Below are 19,809 nucleotides of genomic sequence, written 5' to 3'. Positions count from 1 at the left end.
GAGCGTCATCATAAATATCAAAAAAATCACACAACTTTTTTTGACGATTCATCCAATTTTTACAGGGTGCGTTCAATGGGGAAAGAAGAGAAATCATGTGCAGCTTCTGTCAGCGGGAATATATCGCGCGCTTCTTTCAACAGTTGTTTCAGTGCCTCTTCTCCTTGGTAACGTGCACTTATATGGGTCAAAATGAGCCTTTTTGCGCCTGCTTCCTGTGCTGTTTTCGCTGCTTGTTCTGTTGTACTGTGATAATAATTGTAGGCTAAATCTGCATCTTCTTTACCGAATGTTGCTTCATGGACTAACACATCCGCATTTTTGGCAAGCCTTGTTATATTCTCGCACAAACGGGTATCTCCTGAAAATGCAACGATTCTCCCTTTTTTAGGGGGTTCCAAATAATCGGTTCCATCAATGGTTCTTCCATCTTCGAGTGTCACGGTTTCCCCATTTTTCAACTTCTGATACAAAGGTCCAGGTTTTACACCGATTTCTTTTAGGTCTTCGGCTTTTAATGAACCAGGCATATCTTTTTCCACAACCCGATAGCCGTAAGCTGGAATCCCGTGAGAGACTCTTCTTGCTTCTACTTGAAAGGTATCATCTTCAAAGACGATCCCTTCATCTATTTCTATGATATGCAGCGGATATGTCAAATGCGTTTGTGTAGCTGAAAGTGCTGCGTTCACAAAGGCCTTGATGCCCTTTGGTCCATAGATCGTCAATTCATCCTCCCCGCCTTGAAAGGATCTGCTGCCAAGGAGTCCCGGAAGGCCATATACATGATCACCGTGCATATGTGTGATAAATATTTTCTCGATCTTTCTCGGTTTAATCGTTGTATGTAAGATTTGATGCTGCGTTGCTTCTCCGCAATCAAAAAGCCACACTGCATTTCTTTCTTCTAAAAGCTTTAGCGCTGTGCAAGTGACGTTTCTTGTTTTTGCAGGTATGCCTGCACCTGTTCCTAAAAAGAGCAGTTCCATTACTTTTCCTCCTAAAGCCGGTATACAATATCTTCATTCATATAGAATACATGAAGACAAGGTAAATGTGAATTCAACGGAATTATTGAAAAAAGTGAAACGAGAGCAGAAAAAGTCGAATCAAATGTTTGCTTTACGAACAATGAAGCTTTAAAATAAAGAAAATGTACATACATTCTCGGTTTTTACAACAATGCTACGAATAAAGTGAGGTACTTCTCGTGAATACAGAAACTAACAACCCTAAAGCAGTCATTGTCATTTTTGGCGCAACAGGAGACCTTGCCAAACGCAAGCTCTACCCTTCTATACATAGACTTTACCATAGCGGAAAGCTAGGTGATCAATTCGCTGTTGTCGGAGTTGGACGCCGCCCGTGGTCTCATGAGGACCTCAGAGCTGTGGTAAAGGAATCTGTTTCTTCTGATGATGCAGAAGCGAAAACAGAGGAATTCATTTCACATTTCTATTATCACGATTTTGACGTATCAAGCCCTGCTTCCTATCAATCGCTAAACACGCTTTTAACAGGCCTTGAAGATACGTACAGTATTCCAAATAACCGCATGTTCTATTTAGCTATGGCACCGGAATTTTTCGGAACGATTGCGAAGTTCCTAAAGAGTGAGGGCGTATCAGAAACAACCGGCTGGTCACGACTTGTCATTGAAAAGCCATTTGGGCACGATCTGCCAAGTGCCAAAACATTAAATGAAGAAATTCGTGATGCATTCACAGAAGATCAAATTTATCGTATTGACCACTACCTTGGTAAACAAATGGTTCAAAACATTGAAGTCATCCGCTTTGCAAATGCCATCTTTGAACCACTTTGGACAAACCGCTATATTTCAAACATTCAAATTACATCCAGTGAATCCTTAGGGGTTGAAGACCGGGCTCGATATTACGAAAATTCTGGTGCACTAAGAGATATGGTCCAAAACCATATGCTTCAAATGGTTGCCCTTTTAGCAATGGAGCCGCCAATTAAACTGAATACAGAGGAAATCCGCAGCGAAAAACGGAAAGCACTGCGCGCTCTTCGTCCTTTCTCTAAAGATGAGGTCGATCAATTCTTTGTCCGCGGTCAGTATGATACTGGTACGATGAATGGCAATGTCGTTCCTTCTTATCTGGAAGAGCAAAATGTTGACCCGAACTCAAACACAGAAACATTTGTGGCAGGGAAACTGCTGATTGATAACTTTAGATGGGCCGGGGTGCCATTTTACATTCGAACAGGAAAACGGTTAGAAAAGAAATCTACTCAAATCGTGGTTCAATTTAAAGACATTCCAATGAACCTGTACTATGGAAACGGAAATGCCATGCATCCAAACTTACTCGTCATTCATATTCAGCCAGATGAAGGCATCACCCTTCACTTAAATGCTCGCAAGCTGGATGGCGGCACATATGCGAAACCGATTAAGCTTGACTACCAAACAAACTATAACGACATCATGAATACACCAGAAGCATATGAAAAGCTGATTCATGACTGCTTGCTAGGCGATGCAACAAACTTTGCTCACTGGGACGAGGTGGCACTTTCTTGGAACTTTGTTGATCCGATTTCTGAGAAATGGGCAGAAAGCAAAACATTAAAACCAAACTATCCTGCTGGTTCTATGGGACCGAAAGAAGCTGATGAGCTTCTAGAAAAAGATGGATACCATTGGTGGAATATATAAAATCATATGAAAAAAGAGCAGTCTCCCTTGGGGGTTCTGCTCTTTTTTTAACGTCCTGTTTTTGTTATTTCAACCGTTGAAAAGTCAAATTTATCATAGCGATGATGGCTAAATGAATATTCAAACGGCTGCCCTGCGTTTAAATAAGCAACCTGCTCGACTTCAAGCACAGGATCTGTGGGGTCACACCCTAAATACTGCTGATCCAGCTGATCTGATTTAGCCGCTCTAATTTTCTTGTGCGCTCCTGCTATTTTTAAATGAAGCTGATTTGAAATGTAGCCATAGATAGAACCCAGTAGAACTTTTTCATCTATGCCCTTAATGAGATTAACAGGCATAAACGTTTTTTCTAATACATAAGGCTCTTCATCCACAAGACGGAGCCGGATGATATCATAAATAGGTGTGGTTGAGTCAATAGATAGATGGGCTGCCACCTCTTCGCTTGGAAAATGGACATCAAAATGAATGATTTGAGTCGTGACGTTTTTATCTGCCATGACTTTTGTGAACCCTTTATTTTCATGGCCTGATACATTGATTGCCCCTTGATTGAGCGCTGCCTTTACAATAAATGTACCGTGGCCTCTTTTTCTAAAGAGCAGACCTTCTGCAACGAGAAGATCGAGCGCACGTTTCATTGTCATTCTGCTGCATTGAAATTCGGCGGCAAGCGAGTTTTCATCTGGAATGGGTTGATCTTCTGGATAATATGCTGTTCCTATTCGTTTTCTGATTTCTTCTGAAATGAGTTCATACTTCTTCATCTCACACCACCAACTGACTTGTTTTTTCATAGCGCTTTATTCTAGAAGGAAATATGGCGTTTTTTAGCCTTCCTCTCATTTTACACTAAGGGATGTGAGCTTAAAAGGTGCCAGCCATTTTTGTTTCATCCACTTCCCGTCACATAGGAAAAATACCTGCTCTTTTCAAGGAAAGAGCAAGTATTTTGATTAAAAGCCGTTATTCTTTGAAACGGATTGAAACCAGTATCCGCTTTTCTTAATCGTTCGTTTCCCGTCTTTTTGAAGATCGACTGAGACAAATCCATAACGATTTTTATATGCATTCGACCAGGACCAGTTGTCCATAAAGGTCCATAGATGATAGCCTTTCACATTGCTTCCTTCTTGAATGGCTCGATGAACCCATTTGAGATGCTCAGAAATAAAGTCAATGCGGTAATCGTCATGAATCATTCCTTCTTCATCCTTAAACCGCTCTTCTCCTTCGACACCCATGCCATTTTCAGAAATAAAACATTCAATATTATCATAGTCTGTTTGGACTTTTTTCAATATGTCATAAATGCCCTTTTCATAGATTTCCCAGCCTCGATACACATTCATTTTTCTTCCCGGCATCTCAAAAGAATCAAAATAATGGTTCGGCATAAATGGTGCTTGAGGGTGCGGCATATGCTCTTTCGCTTTCACTCTTCTTGGCTGATAATAGTTGATGCCAAGAAGATCAATCGTATTCTCTCGAATGAGCTCAAGGTCCCCTTCTTCCATACTTGGCATAAAGCCTTCTTTCTTTAAGACTTCTACTAGCTTTTCCGGGAAATGCCCCTTCACCGCAGGATCTAAGAAGGAACGGTTAAAGAAAGCATCGGCCATCTCTGCTGCTTCTACATCGCGCGGATGCTGGCTTCGCGGGTACGAAGGAGTCAGGTTTAGGATGATGCCAATCTTACCGCCTTGCTGCAGCTTTTTATAAGCCGCAATCGCCTTCGCATTTGATAAAAGTTCATGAAAACCGACCTGTACAGCCTTTTGGAAATCGACTTCGTTTGGATAATGAAAGCTATACATATATCCGCCTTCTACAGGCACAATCGGTTCGTTATGGGTAAACCATTTTTTCACCCGGTCACCAAATAATTGGAAGCATAATGCCGCATAGCTGACATAGTCGTCGACCACCTGTCTGTTCACCCAGCCGCCCTTCTCCTGAAGCGCCATTGGCATATCGAAATGGTATAGGTTCACAAATGGCTCGATATCATGTGCAATCAGTTCATTGATCACATCATTGTAAAAAGACACCGCTTCTTCATTGACGGCACCTGTTCCTTCAGGTAAGAGGCGTGACCATGAAATCGACAGCCGAAATGAATTGTGGCCAATTTCTTTCATGAGACGGATATCCTCTTTATATTTTCGATAAAATTGAGATGTCACGTCCGGCCCTACGCCATCAAAAAAACGAGTCGGCTCTTGTTCAAACCAATGATCCCAAATGTTCGGTCCCTTTCCATCGCCGGGGACGCTCCCTTCTGTTTGCGTCGCAGAAGCAGAAGATCCCCACCAGAAACCTTCTGGGAATGTATATGATTGCTTGTTAGTTTCCATCGACATGTATTGAGTCTCCTTCGCCTTTGATATTTGCTGCCTTCGTTTTTTCTGTTGTCGTTATTTTTTCATTTTTCACATTCATACGGTCAATAAATTTCAGGAACGGGAACCAAATGACAAACACAATCATCAGGTTAAACAGCTGAAGCAGACCGCCCGCTAATGAATTTGTTGCCATCATTCCGCTAATAAAGATCGGTACTGTCCATGGGATATTCACGCCTGTCGGCGGCGGTACAATGCCTGATGCCATCGCAAAATAAGTAATACATGTAATGACCATTGGCGCCAAAATCCACGGAATGAGAATAAGCGGATTCATGACAATCGGTAAACCGAAGATAATCGGTTCATTGACGTTAAATAATCCTGGTCCTAAGCCCAGCTTGGCTACTTGTTTTAATTGCTTACTTTTCAGGAAAATTAAAATCGTAAACACAACAGCAAGCGTCATACCGGTTCCACCCATTCCAACCGTATAAATTTCAATAAACTGCTTGCTGATGATATTAGGAACCTCACCTGTTTTTGTATAGCTTTCTAGGTTTTGTATGGACAATGTATTCCAAATCGGATCCATGACAGAGTTAATAATAATTTGGCCATGGAGCCCAAAGAACCAAAGAATTTGTATAAAGAAAACAGCGATCAACGTCGGAATGATACCGCTTCCAAGACCGACAAGCGGCGCCTGAATGGCATGATAAATCAAATCATGCATATTTGTTTTGAAGCCTTGTGTAATGATGATATTAATAAACAAAAAGGTTGTAAGTGTCAAAGTAGCCGGGATCAGTGCAGCAAAAGACTTGGAAACAGCTGGCGGAACCCCTTGCGGCATATTGATCACAAATTTCTTCTGGACAAAATAACGATAAATTTCAGCAGACAAAAAGCCTGTGATCATTCCTAGGAACATTCCCTTTGCACCTAAACGATCAACTGGGATAACGCCTGCAATCGTTGCACCGCCTTCTTGTTCTAGTAAAAACGGAGTTAGAAGCAAGAAAGAGGCTAAAGCAATCACGCCGCCAAAGACAGCTTCTACATCATAGCTTTTTGATAAATAGTAGCCGATCCCAAATACAACAAACACACTCATAATGCTGATGGTCGCACTCGGTGCGATATTCAGTGCAGACTGGACGCCTTCCAGTACGGTTTTACTCATGATTTTATCTAAAAATGGCAAATTCATCAGCACAACCATAATGGAACCAAAGATGGTGAGCGGGAACGCAAGCATAAAGGCATCACGTAAAACGCCTAAATAGCGGTTGTTGTTCAATCTCCCAGCAATCGGAACCAAAATGGCACTTATTTTATCAAACATTGGTTTCCCCCCTTGTTTACACCCTTTATTGTTTAAGCGATTGGAATATCGGCAGGAGCTCTCCCACAAGCTCCTTGATGGTAATGGTCGACATTAAGTGATCTTCAGCGTGCATGAGCAGTAAGGAAAAGGATGCCCTTTCTCCGCCTGCCTCTTTCTGCACGAGTTGAAAATGGATGTCATGTGCAAGCCGTAAATCTTCTTCCGCTTCTTTCATAAGATCAAAAGCTTCTTCTTCTAGACCTTCTCGATATTGTTTTAGAGCCTGAAGCAATTTGCTGCGTGCATTCCCGCTGTGTAAGATCAATTGAAAGCTCACTTGTTCCTCCGTGAGCCCTTCGAGTGTTTTCTTTTCCATCCTTTAAGATTCCCCCATCAATGTAAGTGCCTGTTCATACGCTTTTTGTCCATCGGCAAGCCCGTATGCCTGCATATCAATGACCTCTACCTCAATCCCGTATTTTGTTGCTTCTTTTTGGAGGTCTCCTTTTAAAAAGCTCATTTGCGGTCCGATTAACACAACATCTGCATTCGCCATTTCTTTTTTTGCTTGATCTTGACCAACTGCCCAAATTTCTGCTTCGTCCCCAATTGAATCGGCATGTGCTTTCATCTTTGTCACTAGTAAACTCGTAGACATTCCCGAACTGCATGCTAATAAAATACGTTTCATTTCTCTCACCCCATTGTTGTAATAAAAGCGCTTCCAATTAATATTATATATTTTTATTTTTAAATGTCTAGACATTTAATTTCATTTGTCTGTATTTAATATAAAAAAAGAGCGTATTGTACGCTCGTTCAGATTGTTGACAAAGGGCTAAAATGCTTGATTTTAGCCCTTTGTCTTCTTTTCAGCCTGATAGAAAACCTTTGCAGCCCTAGGAAGGACGAGCACAGGAGCGGAGCGAATTTGACATTCGTGAGCACCGGAGCGCAGACCTGACACCGAATGCGAGGGTTTGTCTACACGCTGATTTGTCTTCATTGTCTTATCCTTTTCCTGCCTGGAACCCAGGATACTTTGTCATGCCGCCGTCTACATATAACGTCAGGCCTGTGACATAGCTCGCCTCTTTTGATGCCAGCCAGACAGCACATGCTGCCACTTCTTCCGGCTTTCCAATATAGCCGATTGGAATCAGCTCAATCACGCCTTTTTTCAATGCTGGATCATCGAATTTCTCCGCATTAATCGGGGTATCAATGGCGCCTGGTGCAATACTGTTTACACGGATTTTTTTAGGGGCATATTCAAGCGCCAATGTTTCTGTCAAAAGCTTTGCGCCTCCTTTACTAGCTGCATAATGGACAAAATGAGGCCAAGGAATTTGCTGATGAACCGACGACATATTAATGATCGAGCCTTCTATCCCATGGTCTGTCATATACTTCAGTGCATCACGGCACCCTAGAAACATGCCTGTTAAATTGGTAGACATTACTTTGTTCCAATTATCCAGCGTCATTTCTGTAGAGGGTACTTCATTTTCAATGCCTGCGTTATTGATCATCACATCAAGACTGCCAAATGTATCAACAGCTTTATCAATCATCGCCTGCATATCCTCTTCCTTTGATACGTCTCCCTTGATTTTCACAGCCTGTCCGCCATGTTTTTGAATATCTGCAATGGTTTCATCCGGATTTTCTTTATCGGAGAAGTAATTGATCACCACATTGGCTTTTTCTTGTCCAAATCGGCGGGCCATCGCTTGACCAATCCCTGTACCTGCACCTGTTATCAGAACTGTTTTTCCTTCTAAATCTGGATACATTCGTGTAACCTCCTATTTTGTAAAGCCTAGCAGTACACCGCCTGCAATAATCATCAAGCAGCCTGCAATGACAAAGCTTGTTCTAGATGCTTTCTCTTTTAATAAGTAAATGCCGCCTAGTGTTGAGATAACAATCCCTGTTTGTGACATCGAAAAGCTTACGGCTACGCCGATTAATGGAATGGCCAAAAGCAGACCAAGATTTCCTGTTGACCAAACAAGACCGGCAATGATATTTCTAAACGTATATTTACTAAATGGGTCCTGCTTTAAACTAATCGCTAAGGATGAAAGCAGCATGCCGACGGATTGCGGGACAAGTGCAGACCAGCCATCAATATCAAACCATCTTAAAATAACGACATATCCGACGTAGCCAACGGTTGAGATGAGCAGAATAATGATCCCTTTTTTAAAATTGCCTCTGCCATCCCCGCCGCCATTCTTTTTTTGACCGAGCGATGTCATCACAACACCTGCAATGATCAGTAAAATGGCGCAAGAACCAATGAGTATGACCGTCATCGTCTGCCATTCTTTGAAGACCATGACACCAAATAGCGTTGTGCTCACAAGCTGCATGCCCGTTGATAAAGGAACCGCTTTAGATACACCGAGAAAAGCAACACTTGAAAGCTGATTCATTTGTCCAATACTCCAGAAGATGCCTGAAATGACGGAAACCGCAAAAATAAGCGGTGTCAGCTCTGGCATTTTGATGAAAAACGCTGCAATCGAAAATAAAAATGCGCCGAGCGTAATGCCGAGGGTTTGCTGATACGCATTCCCGCCTAGTTTGACACTGATGAGAACAATACTTCCCCAAAATATCGCTGGGAGAAGTGCATATAAAATGCCCACTTCTATCCCTACTTTCTTGTCTTTTTTACATAGCATCCCTCTTTTTCACATTTTTAGCCGAAAAGATGCAAACAAAAAAACCTTACCAAAGGTAAGGTTTTTCAGTCGTTCTCTATTTATTTCATCCATTCAGTATGGAATACGCCTTCTTTATCTGTGCGCTCATACGTATGTGCACCGAAATAGTCACGCTGTGCTTGAATTAAATTCGCTGGAAGGACAGCTGTGCGATAGCTATCAAAGTAAGCAAGTGCACTTGAGAATGAAGGAACAGGAACTCCTTGTTCCACTGCAAGTGAAATGACTTTACGAAGTGATGATTGATAGTTTTGAGCAATATCCTTAAAGTATGGATCAAGCAATAGGTTTTTCAGTTCAGGATTACGGTCATATGCTTCTTTAATTTGTTGTAAGAAGGCTGCACGAATGATACATCCGCCGCGGAAGATCATCGCAATTTCACCGTATTTTAAATCCCAGTTATATTCATCAGACGCTGCTTTCATTTGCGCAAAGCCTTGTGCGTAAGAGCAGATTTTACTCATGAATAGGGCTTTTCTAACCGCTTCGATCAGCTCTTGTTTATTCTCAGCTGATTGCGCTGGCTCAGGACCTTCGATCAATTGACTTGCTTCCACACGCTCATCTTTCATTGCAGAAATGTAGCGCGCAAAAACAGACTCAGTAATGATTGGAAGCGGGACACCTAGATCAAGTGAGCTTTTGCTTGTCCATTTTCCAGTTCCTTTTTGACCAGCTTTATCTAAGATCACATCCACAAGCGGCTGGTTTGTTTCTTCATCCACTTTTGTGAAAATGTCAGCTGTAATTTCGATTAAATAGCTGTCAAGCTCGCCTTTATTCCACTCTGAGAATACTTCATGAAGCTCCGCTGCTGACAAACCAGCAACATGCTTCAAGATAAAGTATGATTCAGAGATCAATTGCATATCTCCGTACTCGATACCGTTATGAACCATTTTGACATAATGTCCTGCTCCATCTGGGCCGATATACGTTGTACAAGGCTCGCCATCTACTTTCGCAGAGATCGCTTCTAAGATTGGTTTCACTAGCTCATGCGCTTCTTTTTGACCGCCTGGCATGATGGAAGGGCCTTTTAGCGCGCCTTCTTCACCGCCGGAAACACCTGTACCAATGAAGTGAATACCACTCTCTGCAAGCTCTTGGTTACGTCTTTGTGTATCCTTGTAATATGTATTTCCACCATCAATTAAAATGTCACCTTTCTCTAGGTGAGGAAGTAATGATTGAATGGTTGCATCTGTTGCTGCACCAGCTTTTACCATTAAAAGAATTTTACGCGGTGTTTCAAGCGACTGAACAAATTCTTCGATGCTGTATGTGCCAACAACGTTTTTTCCTTCTGCTTCTTGAAGAAACTCTTCTGTTTTGCTGCTAGATCTGTTATAAACGGATACGGAGAAACCGCGGCTTTCAATATTGAGGGCAAGGTTTTTCCCCATAACGGCTAGTCCAACCACACCGATTTGTTGTTTTGACATAATTCTGACGTCCCTTCTAACACACTATATTGATTACTGCTGAAATGATGTACCCTTTGAAATTACCACAACATCACCTCTTTTATCAAGTTTTCAGGCTAGTCATTTCCTCTTTCGTCCTGAAAAAAATCTTTATTAAAACTTGTCCCGCTTGTTTTGCTCTCTTTTTCCTTAATGGTGATCCCTCTTTGCACCAATGACTTTCCATATTTTTCTTTCAGTCCATCTAAAATGGTTTGGAGGGGCTCTTCTTTTGCATCTTCTGTATATGAAAATAAATCAAGCTGTTTAACAGCTGCTTTTCGTTCGACAAGGTCTGTCCCCGTCACACCTAAGAGCCTCACTGGCTGGTCATTCCAATGTTTAAGGAATAACTGCTTTGCCGCTTCAAATATATCTTCCTTTCGATCCGTTGGATTCGTGAGCATGACACTTCGCGTGATATTTTTCCAGCTTGCATACCGAATCATGATGAGCAGCCGATTCGCCATCACTTCTTTTCTCCTTAACCTTGCACTCACAGATTGTGACAGCTTATCAATTAACGTGACAAGTTCATCTGAATCATCCGAATCATGAGGCAGAGTGGATGAATTGCCGACGGATTTAAATTCGTATATTCTTTCTGGATCCACGATGCCGTCATGTTCACCATTCGCCTTTTGCTTTAATCTCGGTCCATTAATGCCAAGCAATTCTTTTAGCGTATACTCATTCGCTTTCGCTAAGTCTTCAATAGTATGAATTCCGATTTTCTTTAATTTATCTGCCGTTTTTTGTCCAACCCCGTGCATGTCACCAGCAGGGAGCGGCCAGAGCATGTTCGGAACATCTCGTTTACGCAATATGGTGATGCCCATTGGCTTTTTCCAATTAGACGCCATTTTCGCTAAAAATTTATTCGGTGCAATGCCGATACTTGAAGGTAGCATCAGCTCCTCTACAAGCCTTGTTTGAATATCATGAGCCGTTTTTACCGCATGCTCGGCATATGGTGTATGCGTTAAATCAATATAGCCCTCATCAATCGATACAGGTTCGACTAAATCACTGTATTCTCTTAGTATTGTAAACATCTCTTGTGAGGAGCTGCGGTATCGGTCAAAGTTCGGTGTGCGGACAATGAGTCCCGGACATAGCCGCTTCGCCTCCCATAAGGGCATCGGGGGCTTCACACCTAGTGCTCTTGCCTCGTAGCTGCACGTCACAACAATCCCTTTACGCTCTTTTGCATTTCCGCTGATGGCTAAAGGTTTCCCCCGCAAAGAAGGATCATACGCCATTTCTACATTGGCATAAAAAGCATTCATGTCTATATGAAAAATAATATTTGACATTGGCATAACCCCATTTTCTTGTCTACCTGTATTTTGATCAGCTGTTTCCTCATATATCAAACATGATGGATCCCTTTTATGCTCAATTATACATTGATTTATTTCATCTTTCCTCAAAAAAACCTTCTCTAAAAAAGAGAAGGTCCAGATTGTTGACAAAGGGTTAAAATGATCTTGATTTTAGCCCTTTGTCTTCTTTTCAGCGTGATCAAAAACCTTGGCAGCCCTAGGAAGGACGAGCATCGGAGCGCAGGACTGACACCGAATGCGAGGGTTTGTCTGCGCGCTGGGTTTCACGTTCATTTACACTTTTTCTTCAAGTATACCATGTTGATATTGAATGTCCTCATATGTGAATACTTCATTTTTTTGAGGATATAATTGTTTCACAACCGGAGTGGGCTGTTGATTAAAATTCATACTCAAACTTTGATTGGAGTAGTGTCCAGCCGGATCAATATAAAACTTGTAATCAATGACTCTTTCTACATCAATTTCAGCGTACGCAATTCCCTCTGTTTCAGCTGGAACCATATCACTGATCGGTTCCCCATCCGGCCCGTAAATGCACGTATGCCCGCTCTTAAATGTTTCAAAGTAATCTCTTTGCTCCTGCGTTAAGCAAATCATCTCTTTCATTTCTTCCGTATATATAGATGAAGTCATCAGCACAAATGTCTGTGTCGCGATGGCATAATATCTGCTTGAAATTTCATCGTCAAAATAACCTGGCCAAGAGGCTACATGTACCTGCTCATTTTGGGCATTCATCGCCATAAGATCAAGTGGAACTTGATGCTCCCAGCACATCAATCCGCCAAGGTTTCCAATGTCAGTTTGAAACACCGGCATCATACTTCCACTTCCGTCCCCCCAAATGAGTCTTTCTGCTACAGAAGCTCTCATTTTCCGGTGTTTTCCAATTAAATCCCCATTCGGATTAAACCAAAGCTGAGCTAAATAGAGAGATCCGCCATCTTTTTCACTGCATGATATACAAACGTACGTTTCATTTCTTTTTGCTGCCTCACTGATTTTTTGAATGGCTAAGCTAGGGATTTCAACTGCATTTTTATATAATTCATGATAGAACTTTCTCGTGTATTCTGGATGACCAATAAAAGCAAACCAAGGATAACCAGGTAAAAATGCTTCTGGGAATGCCACAAGCTTTGCACCATTTGAAGCTGCCTCGTCGATCAGTTCACATGATTTCTCAACGGTTGCTTCCAAATTTAAGTAGACAGGTGCTGCTTGTACCGCAGCTGCTCGAAACTTTGGGTAAATACTTGTCATATTCAAAACCTCCATTTCTTTTCATCCCCCTCATTATAGGATAGGAAATATGAAGTTTGGATGACATTTACTATTTTATACAAAATAAGGAATTTTATTTAATAGAGAAAACACGTGGTTCTGTTAGACATTTAACCATGTGTATAGTACACTGTGAGTAATGAAATGGATGTGATAATCATGATTATTGATACATTCAATGAAGTCTTTTTCCTTGTTGAATTCTTTACGATTATTCTTCCAGCGCTGACGGCCATCGGCATTGCGTTTTTACTAAAAGACTGCCGTATGAACGAACACCTTGGTGGACATCGTTTGGAAGAGTTGGACGCATCTTGCTTGAATCGAACAGACTTTCTGTTTATCATATATGATCGCATTACAACTTGGATTAGTAAAGTCATTCGAATGAAAAGATCATCTAATGATGATGAAGACCATTCGCTTCCTCTCACTAATTAAATTTTTTAATCATGAGGAGGAAACGAATTGAAACGTTTATTGACTGTTTTTACGACTTTATGTTTGATGATGATTGCGTCACCTGCATTTGCAGCGAGTGCGCAAACGAATACGAGCTCTGATGGGTTTTTCCATCATTATTTTGTTCAGCCTTTTTCTGAGCTGATCATTTGGCTTGCGAACTTTTTCCATGATGATTATGGTTTATCCATTATGTTCGTCACCTTGATTGTCCGCCTGCTGATTTTCCCGCTTTTTGCGAATCAATTTAAGAAGCAAAGAGTCATGCAGGAAAAAATGGCACTGGTGAAACCTCAGATTGACCAAATACAAAGCAAATTGAAGAAAACGAAAGATCCTGAAAAACAAAAAGAACTGCAAATGGAAATGATGAAAGTATATAAAGAGAACAATGTGAACCCGCTGGCAATGGGCTGTCTGCCTATGCTGATTCAAATTCCAATTGTTCTTGGCTTTTACTCAGCAATCCGCTCAACACCTGAGATCGCAACTCATACGTTCTTATGGTTTAACTTAGGACAAACCGATTTATTGGTGGCAGTCTTTGCAGGGGCTATGTATTTCTTGCAATTTTATGTCACGCAAAAATATGCGAAGCAATCAGGCACCCAGACAGAGGCTGCGCTGAAGCAAGCGAAAGTAATGGGCATGATTTTCCCAATCATGATGCTGTTTCTTTCAATTAATGCACCCGCTGCTCTTCCTTTATACTGGATGACAAGCGGACTACTACTCACGATTCAAACGATTATTTTAAATGTCATGTACCAAAAATCAAAAACGAAAGCTGCGGCTAACGAACAAGCCAAACCAGCTGCTGAATAAAAATAAACCCCTTATCTTTAGATAAGGGGCTTTTCATTATGCCAACTCTTCTTTCAACCGGTCTGGCAATTGATCGAGGTCCTCAATTTTCCCAAGGAACTTATTTGGGTCCACTTGTAAAATCATTTTGTTTTCTCTCTCCACAACGCCGAAGAAATATTCAGAGGCCTTCGTGTTCATATGAAATGGCTTGATCTCGCTCTGCTCGATATCGATGATATCTTTTGCATCTGAGACAAGACAGCCAATCATTTGATCGTTAACTTCAAATAACAGCACCTTTGACTGCTCGTTCACATCAAGAGGCTTTCCGTGAAGCATCACGCCTGTATCACTGACAGGAATGACCTCTCCTCTTAATGACATCAGGCCTTTAATTTCTTTTGGAAGATTCGATACTTCTTGTAAGTAAGGGACCTTTTCAATCGAACGAATATGCTCTACACTGATGCCAAAATCCTCTTGCCCCACCTGAAAAATAATAATCTTTTGCGTGCTCACAGAGTCTCCTGCCTTTACGATGGATTTGTCGTTTCTTCGATAATGGCGAGAACCATTTCAGCTGTTTTGACTAATTCTTCAATCGGCATTTTCTCATTTTTCGTATGAATATCTTCATATCCAACAGCTAGGTTGACAGTTGGGACGCCGTTGCCAGCAATGACGTTTGCATCACTGCCTCCGCCGCTCGTCTGCAGTTCTGAAGGACGGCCAATTTTTTCTGCCGCTTTTTTCGCCACTTCTACGACTTGATCGCCGTGTGAGAATTTGAAGCCTGGATACATGATGTCAATTTGTACATCGGCACTTCCGCCCATTTCTTTAGCGGTTTTTTCAAAGGCTTCTTTCATCTTCGCTACTTGAGCTTCCATTTTTGCTGGTTCTAAAGAGCGTGCTTCCGCCAAAATATCAACTTGATCGCACACAATATTCGTTTGTGTTCCGCCTTCAAAACGTCCGATATTCGCCGTTGTTTCTTCATCAATCCGGCCAAGCGGCATACTGGCAATTGCTTTAGATGCAATGGTAATCGCAGACACACCTTTTTCAGGCGCGACACCTGCGTGAGCTGTTTTTCCGTAAATCGTTGCGCGTACTTTTGCCTGTGTTGGTGCAGCTACGATAATCGTACCGACCTTACCATCTGAATCAAGGGCATAGCCGTATTTCGCTGTCATCAAATTCGGATCTAACGCTTTTGCTCCAACAAGTCCTGATTCTTCACCTGCTGTGATCACAAATTCAATTGTTCCATGCGGTAAATTTTTCTCTTTCAGCACGCGGATCGCCTCAAACATAGCAGCAAGTCCTGTTTTATCGTCAGCGCCAAGAATCGTTGTTCCATCTGTTTTTACATAGCCGTCCTCAATGACTGGTTTTACGCCATTCCCCGGTACAACTGTATCCATATGAGAAGTGAAATAAATCGTATCTGCCTCTTGATTTCCTTCTAATGTGCAGACAAGGTTGCCTGCACCGTGGCCTGTTACCGCTTTTGAATCGTCTTCAACCACTTTTAGACCAAGCTGCGAGAATTTTTCTTTTAGGACTTCAACAATTTTCTCTTCGTGTTTTGTTTCTGAATCAATCTGAACTAATTCTAAAAATTCATCTAGTAAGCGTTTTTCATTGATCATAATGATGCTCCTCCTCTTATAGCGGCATGTTGCCATGCTTTTTTAACGGTCTATCTTCTTCCTTACTGCGAAGCACATCAAATGAGCGGATCAATCGCTCTCTCGTTTCAGCCGGCATGAAAATATCGTCTATCAGACCTGTCTGAGCCGCTTTCCATACACTTGGTTTGTTCTCAGTCTCGCGCGAAGCAGGATGAACGATTTCGTCTGCGAACGTTTTCCCCATGACATCAATTTCGGCCTCTGGCCATGCATAAACAAAGTCAGCGCCTAAGCCCTTGCTATTCATCGCGACATATGCACCGCCAAACGCCTTTCTTAAAATCACAGTGATTTTTGGAACGGTTGCTTCAGCGTACGCATATAAAAGCTTTGCACCGTGGCGGATAATTCCCGCATGCTCGGCTTTCTCCCCTGGTAAAAAACCAGGAACGTCCACAAGGGTTAAGATCGGAATATGAAATGCATCGCAAAATCGAATAAACCTGGCCGCTTTATCGGCCGCGTCAAGATCAAGGCTGCCTGCCAGCACCTTTGGCTGATTGGCAACAACACCAATGGAAGCTCCTTGTAGTCTGGCAAAACCAGTGACAATATTTTTTGAGAAACAAGGCTGCGTTTCAAAGAATGAGTCTGGATCGGTTATCGCTGTCACCACTTGTTTGACATCATAGGTGCGTGATGGATCCTTTGGCAAAATGCTGCCTGGATCAGCGGTATCTTGCTTTCGTGCTTCAGCCTGCATGACAGCCTGTTGTTTCGTTGGTATGTACGTTAAAAGAGTTCGAACCGCTTTTAACACGTCCTTCTCATCTTCCCCAGTATAGTGCACATTTCCGCTTGTCTGATGCTGTACACTTGCACCGCCAAGACGGTCAGGACAGACCGTTTCTCCTGTTGCCTTTTCTATTACTTTCGGACCAGTTAAAAACATATGAGCTGTTTGCTCTGTCATGAAGACAAAATCAGTCAATGCAGGAGAATAGACTGCACCTCCAGCACATGAACCTAAAATAACAGATATTTGCGGGATTAGACCAGAGTACAGCACATTCCGTTTAAAAATCTGTCCGTATCCTTCTAATGATACCACACCCTCTTGAATTCTCGCACCACCTGAGTCTTTTAGACCGATGACCGGCATCTGATTCTTAGCTGCCAGATCCATTAAAGAGGTAATTTTTTTGGCATGCATTTCGCCTAATGAGCCCCCATATACGGTTGCATCTTGTGCATAAACACAGACAGGCTTACCGTGAATGAGTCCCGTTCCAATGACGACGCCGTCACCAACATGCTCTGACAGACCGCCTGTTGCAAATGACTGAATTTCCATTAAGCTGCCCTCGTCAAGAAGTGTATGCAGCCGCTCTCGCACCGTCAGCTTTCCTTTGCTTCTGTGAGCCGCTGCTCGTTTTTCGCCGCCGCCCATTAACGCTTTCTTTCGCCATTCAGACAAGTCATTGAACGATTCATTCATCGCAATGTTTCTCTCCTTTCAAGGACCCGCACAATTCAAATAACACACCTGACGTTTCTTTAGGTGAAATAAATGCAATCTGCTTTCCGCCGGCGCCCATCTGTGCTGTTTTTTGGAGAAGCTGCACGCCAAGGTGATCGAGACGGCTAAGATCCGTTTGAATGTCATCTGACTTTAACGCAATATGATGAAGGCCCTCTCCTCTTTTTGTTAAAAAGGTATGTAGTTTACTGCGGGCTGAAATGGGCTCAATTAATTCAATGTGCAGATCATCAAGTGAAGCGAAGGACGCATTAATCTCCTGCTCCGGAATCTCTTGTATGTCTGAAAAATGCCAGTTAAATAGCTGATGAAGCGTTTGAGATGTTTCTTTAATAGAAAAGACGGCAATGGCAATATGATCGATTTGATTCATCCGTTCACTTCCTTTGCTGATCACTTGTCGCATATGAAAAAACCAGATAAAATAAAGACAAGTGCGCTTGTCGCAAAAATCTTCGGTTATAGGGGTGCGATATGTCTCAAAAATTCATGAAATTTATGGTATTGCTTATGATTAGCCTGCTGTTAGTTTCTTCACTTTTAGCAGGAGCAGCAGCCTTTTTATAAGGTTTGAATAAAAGCAGACAAGCAGGTGATTCGCGATATCAACGAATGGCCTGTTTGTCTTTGGCAAGCTTTTCAAAAGAATCGCTTGAGGTTGTAATCCATACCTTTGTACCAATTGGAAGCTGATCAAACAATCGCTCTACATCTTGATTATGAAGCCTTACACAGCCTGCTGTGATAAATTTCCCAATCGAAGTTTCGTCACTCGTTCCGTGAATTCCGTAGGTTCTGCCATCTGTTCCTCGTGCATCGAATCCAATCCATCTTCGCCCAAGAGGATTATTCTTCGCACCGCCTTCAATATTCTTTCTTCTGTAATAGGGATCTTTCGCTTTGATCATAATCGTAAATTCACCTTCTGGCGTTAAATCTGCTGTTTTTCCTGTAGAGGCAGGATATACTTTTTGAATTTTCCCTTGATCAATGAAGGCAAGTTCATTTGTTTGTTTATTAATAATGACAAATGGGTCACCTGGCAGCGGGTTTTGTCCAAGCGGCCAGATTGGTGAAAGGGACATGGTCAGTACGGTATAAAATAAAAGACGCATAGGCTCCTCCTTTTTCATTAGATTGACCAATGAAGGAGGAACTCATGCGTCTCTATTCTTTCATCCCTTTAAAATAGCTTTTCAGCACTAAATATTGTTCCATTTCACCGAGGAAATGAAAGAGTGCCGCTCTTGCCTCAAATTCTTCTCTTGTTTGCGGGAGCGGAAGTGCATCGAACTCTTCTTTCATATCAATGAGACGTCTTAAAAACTTATGCGCTGTGTTCCCTGGGTGAATATGTTCGCGTAAGTCTCTAATGTATTCTGCAATGATTTGTCCATGCTCCGTTGTGACGGAAATCGACGTAATTTTAGGCAGCACACGCTCAATGATTTCAAATTGCTTTTGTCTCATGTTGAAGTAATGGTAATACAGGTTTTCATGTCTTAATACATGGTTTTCAACATCACGATATGCAAGAGCTTTCGCTTCTTTGATCAATTGATGTGTCTCTGGTATTTCTTTTCCTGTCCAGTCTTGTTTCCCTGTCATTAAGTATTGCTCGATTTCCTCAAAGATTTTAGCAAAGTTGGCTTCAATTTGTTCGCTGTAGCGTTTGAGCTTTTTATCAACACTTGGCATATAGAGGTTCATAATCAGCGCTACCCCTACACCAATGGTAATCAGCAGCAGTTCATTCCAAATGAGATGCAGGGTAATCCCGCCAGACATGTATAAATGGAGGATAATGACTGAACTTGTGACAATCCCTTCTTTAATTCGAAGCAGAACCGTTGTCGGAATAAAGACAAGCAGCATCAAACCGATCACAAAAGGATGATACCCAATCAGATCGAAAAATAAATAAGAAAATAAAATAGCAAGACTGCATGCTGCAAAGCGGGCTCCCGATGCTAACAGGGATCTTTTCTTTGTCACCTGAATACACAGGATCGTAATAATCCCGGCAGCTGAATAATTTTGCAAGCCAAGCAATTGTGCAATATAAATAGCGATCGCTGTTCCTAATGCTGTTTTCAGCGTTCGGTAGCCGATTTTAAACATGATGTGATTCACTCTTTTCTGTCTTGTTTCCATTCACTTTT

At 42.0% G+C, this 19,809-nt stretch carries 21 protein-coding genes; 4 read left to right on the top strand and 17 right to left on the bottom strand.

Annotation, left to right across the window (positions count from 1 at the left end; translation table 11 throughout):
• Positions 1-59: 59 nt before the first annotated feature.
• Positions 60-989 (bottom strand): ribonuclease Z, encoded by a 930-nt coding sequence (gene rnz / locus BA81_RS02955; protein WP_034280306.1) that lies wholly within the window; start codon positions 987-989, stop codon positions 60-62.
• Between the two features lie 221 nt (positions 990-1,210).
• Between rnz and zwf the strand changes: the two genes are divergently transcribed.
• Positions 1,211-2,686: a glucose-6-phosphate dehydrogenase gene (gene zwf, locus BA81_RS02950; RefSeq protein ID WP_034280304.1), complete on the top strand. Its 1,476-nt coding sequence runs from the start codon at positions 1,211-1,213 to the stop codon at positions 2,684-2,686.
• Between the two features lie 47 nt (positions 2,687-2,733).
• On the opposite strand, the gene BA81_RS02945 is transcribed toward zwf, so the two are convergent.
• The 10 genes from BA81_RS02945 to BA81_RS02900 all read right to left on the bottom strand — a co-directional run bounded on the left by BA81_RS02945 (position 2,734) and on the right by BA81_RS02900 (position 13,180).
• The gene (locus tag BA81_RS02945) at positions 2,734-3,456 is read right to left on the bottom strand and encodes a GntR family transcriptional regulator (RefSeq protein WP_034280302.1); all 723 of its coding nucleotides are present in this window, start codon (positions 3,454-3,456) and stop codon (positions 2,734-2,736) included.
• A 189-nt stretch (positions 3,457-3,645) separates the two neighbouring features.
• Positions 3,646-5,052, bottom strand: coding sequence for a glycoside hydrolase family 1 protein (locus BA81_RS02940; RefSeq protein WP_034280300.1), 1,407 nt, complete (start codon positions 5,050-5,052; stop codon positions 3,646-3,648).
• Complete coding sequence (gene celB, locus BA81_RS02935; RefSeq protein ID WP_034280299.1) at positions 5,036-6,382, bottom strand: PTS cellobiose transporter subunit IIC; 1,347 nt, start codon at positions 6,380-6,382, stop codon at positions 5,036-5,038. Before celB ends, BA81_RS02940 begins: the two co-directional genes overlap by 17 nt.
• Positions 6,383-6,407: 25 nt before the next feature.
• The gene (locus BA81_RS02930) at positions 6,408-6,740 is read right to left on the bottom strand and encodes a PTS sugar transporter subunit IIA (protein ID WP_034280297.1); all 333 of its coding nucleotides are present in this window, start codon (positions 6,738-6,740) and stop codon (positions 6,408-6,410) included.
• A gap of 3 nt (positions 6,741-6,743) precedes the next feature.
• The gene (locus BA81_RS02925; RefSeq protein ID WP_024422905.1) at positions 6,744-7,055 is read right to left on the bottom strand and encodes a PTS sugar transporter subunit IIB; all 312 of its coding nucleotides are present in this window, start codon (positions 7,053-7,055) and stop codon (positions 6,744-6,746) included.
• A gap of 319 nt (positions 7,056-7,374) precedes the next feature.
• Positions 7,375-8,160, bottom strand: coding sequence for a glucose 1-dehydrogenase (locus BA81_RS02920; RefSeq protein WP_034280292.1), 786 nt, complete (start codon positions 8,158-8,160; stop codon positions 7,375-7,377).
• A 12-nt stretch (positions 8,161-8,172) separates the two neighbouring features.
• Complete coding sequence (locus tag BA81_RS02915) at positions 8,173-9,021, bottom strand: GRP family sugar transporter (RefSeq protein WP_034280777.1); 849 nt, start codon at positions 9,019-9,021, stop codon at positions 8,173-8,175.
• A gap of 116 nt (positions 9,022-9,137) precedes the next feature.
• Positions 9,138-10,547, bottom strand: coding sequence for an NADP-dependent phosphogluconate dehydrogenase (gene gndA / locus BA81_RS02910; protein ID WP_034280291.1), 1,410 nt, complete (start codon positions 10,545-10,547; stop codon positions 9,138-9,140).
• Positions 10,548-10,645: 98 nt separating this feature from the next.
• On the bottom strand, positions 10,646-11,890 hold the full coding sequence (locus tag BA81_RS02905) for a DNA polymerase IV (protein WP_034280775.1): 1,245 nt from the start codon (positions 11,888-11,890) through the stop codon (positions 10,646-10,648).
• 297 nt (positions 11,891-12,187) lie between these two features.
• A complete protein-coding gene (locus BA81_RS02900) occupies positions 12,188-13,180 on the bottom strand; it encodes a carbon-nitrogen hydrolase family protein (protein ID WP_034280773.1) in 993 nt (330 codons plus the stop codon).
• Positions 13,181-13,360: 180 nt separating this feature from the next.
• On the opposite strand from BA81_RS02900, the gene BA81_RS02895 reads away from it, so the two are divergent.
• Both BA81_RS02895 and BA81_RS02890 read left to right on the top strand, forming a co-directional pair.
• Entirely contained in the window at positions 13,361-13,642 is a 282-nt protein-coding gene (locus tag BA81_RS02895) for a hypothetical protein (RefSeq protein WP_024422910.1), read from the top strand.
• Positions 13,643-13,669: 27 nt separating this feature from the next.
• Positions 13,670-14,488 (top strand): membrane protein insertase YidC, encoded by an 819-nt coding sequence (locus BA81_RS02890; RefSeq protein WP_025093006.1) that lies wholly within the window; start codon positions 13,670-13,672, stop codon positions 14,486-14,488.
• A 36-nt stretch (positions 14,489-14,524) separates the two neighbouring features.
• Here BA81_RS02890 and BA81_RS02885 read toward each other — a convergent pair whose 3' ends face one another.
• Genes BA81_RS02885 through mce form a run of 4 tightly spaced genes read right to left on the bottom strand, consistent with a single transcriptional unit; the run spans position 14,525 to position 18,020 of the window.
• Positions 14,525-14,989 carry a chemotaxis protein CheW gene (locus BA81_RS02885; RefSeq protein ID WP_034280289.1) on the bottom strand — a complete coding sequence of 155 codons (465 nt, stop codon included), beginning with the start codon at positions 14,987-14,989 and terminating at the stop codon, positions 14,525-14,527.
• A 14-nt stretch (positions 14,990-15,003) separates the two neighbouring features.
• On the bottom strand, positions 15,004-16,125 hold the full coding sequence (locus BA81_RS02880) for a tripeptidase T (RefSeq protein ID WP_034280287.1): 1,122 nt from the start codon (positions 16,123-16,125) through the stop codon (positions 15,004-15,006).
• Positions 16,126-16,141: 16 nt separating this feature from the next.
• Positions 16,142-17,605: an acyl-CoA carboxylase subunit beta gene (locus BA81_RS02875; protein WP_080701150.1), complete on the bottom strand. Its 1,464-nt coding sequence runs from the start codon at positions 17,603-17,605 to the stop codon at positions 16,142-16,144.
• Positions 17,598-18,020 (bottom strand): methylmalonyl-CoA epimerase, encoded by a 423-nt coding sequence (gene mce, locus BA81_RS02870; protein WP_034280284.1) that lies wholly within the window; start codon positions 18,018-18,020, stop codon positions 17,598-17,600. Before mce ends, BA81_RS02875 begins: the two co-directional genes overlap by 8 nt.
• Positions 18,021-18,121: 101 nt before the next feature.
• Here mce and prli42 point away from each other — a divergent pair, with 101 nt between their 5' ends.
• The gene (prli42, locus tag BA81_RS20035) at positions 18,122-18,214 is read left to right on the top strand and encodes a stressosome-associated protein Prli42 (RefSeq protein WP_149126490.1); all 93 of its coding nucleotides are present in this window, start codon (positions 18,122-18,124) and stop codon (positions 18,212-18,214) included.
• A 38-nt stretch (positions 18,215-18,252) separates the two neighbouring features.
• On the opposite strand, the gene BA81_RS02865 is transcribed toward prli42, so the two are convergent.
• Positions 18,253-18,762: a L,D-transpeptidase gene (locus BA81_RS02865; RefSeq protein WP_034280283.1), complete on the bottom strand. Its 510-nt coding sequence runs from the start codon at positions 18,760-18,762 to the stop codon at positions 18,253-18,255.
• Positions 18,763-18,814: 52 nt separating this feature from the next.
• Entirely contained in the window at positions 18,815-19,768 is a 954-nt protein-coding gene (locus tag BA81_RS02860; RefSeq protein ID WP_024422917.1) for an aromatic acid exporter family protein, read from the bottom strand.
• Positions 19,769-19,809: the final 41 nt, after the last annotated feature.

It is taken from the genome of Bacillus safensis FO-36b (assembly GCF_000691165.1).
Classification (GTDB): Bacteria; Bacillota; Bacilli; order Bacillales; family Bacillaceae; genus Bacillus; species Bacillus safensis.
Note: the sequence above shows the minus strand (reverse complement) of the source record. Positions and strands in the feature narration are given on the sequence as shown.

What these genes read in the sequence shown, in the direction of transcription:
- celB (WP_034280299.1), bottom strand. Translation starts at nt 6,382, where the DNA reads ATGTTTGATAAAATAAGTGCCATTTTGGTTCCGATTGCTGGGAGATTG.
- BA81_RS02920 (WP_034280292.1), bottom strand. Translation starts at nt 8,160, where the DNA reads ATGTATCCAGATTTAGAAGGAAAAACAGTTCTGATAACAGGTGCAGGT.
- prli42 (WP_149126490.1), top strand. Translation starts at nt 18,122, where the DNA reads ATGTCTCAAAAATTCATGAAATTTATGGTATTGCTTATGATTAGCCTG.
- rnz (WP_034280306.1), bottom strand. Translation starts at nt 989, where the DNA reads ATGGAACTGCTCTTTTTAGGAACAGGTGCAGGCATACCTGCAAAAACA.
- BA81_RS02900 (WP_034280773.1), bottom strand. Translation starts at nt 13,180, where the DNA reads ATGACAAGTATTTACCCAAAGTTTCGAGCAGCTGCGGTACAAGCAGCA.
- BA81_RS02940 (WP_034280300.1), bottom strand. Translation starts at nt 5,052, where the DNA reads ATGTCGATGGAAACTAACAAGCAATCATATACATTCCCAGAAGGTTTC.
- BA81_RS02865 (WP_034280283.1), bottom strand. Translation starts at nt 18,762, where the DNA reads ATGCGTCTTTTATTTTATACCGTACTGACCATGTCCCTTTCACCAATC.
- mce (WP_034280284.1), bottom strand. Translation starts at nt 18,020, where the DNA reads ATGAATCAAATCGATCATATTGCCATTGCCGTCTTTTCTATTAAAGAA.
- gndA (WP_034280291.1), bottom strand. Translation starts at nt 10,547, where the DNA reads ATGTCAAAACAACAAATCGGTGTGGTTGGACTAGCCGTTATGGGGAAA.
- BA81_RS02905 (WP_034280775.1), bottom strand. Translation starts at nt 11,890, where the DNA reads ATGCCAATGTCAAATATTATTTTTCATATAGACATGAATGCTTTTTAT.
- BA81_RS02925 (WP_024422905.1), bottom strand. Translation starts at nt 7,055, where the DNA reads ATGAAACGTATTTTATTAGCATGCAGTTCGGGAATGTCTACGAGTTTA.
- BA81_RS02895 (WP_024422910.1), top strand. Translation starts at nt 13,361, where the DNA reads ATGATTATTGATACATTCAATGAAGTCTTTTTCCTTGTTGAATTCTTT.
- BA81_RS02860 (WP_024422917.1), bottom strand. Translation starts at nt 19,768, where the DNA reads ATGTTTAAAATCGGCTACCGAACGCTGAAAACAGCATTAGGAACAGCG.
- BA81_RS02945 (WP_034280302.1), bottom strand. Translation starts at nt 3,456, where the DNA reads ATGAAGAAGTATGAACTCATTTCAGAAGAAATCAGAAAACGAATAGGA.
- BA81_RS02930 (WP_034280297.1), bottom strand. Translation starts at nt 6,740, where the DNA reads ATGGAAAAGAAAACACTCGAAGGGCTCACGGAGGAACAAGTGAGCTTT.
- BA81_RS02875 (WP_080701150.1), bottom strand. Translation starts at nt 17,605, where the DNA reads ATGAATGAATCGTTCAATGACTTGTCTGAATGGCGAAAGAAAGCGTTA.
- BA81_RS02880 (WP_034280287.1), bottom strand. Translation starts at nt 16,125, where the DNA reads ATGATCAATGAAAAACGCTTACTAGATGAATTTTTAGAATTAGTTCAG.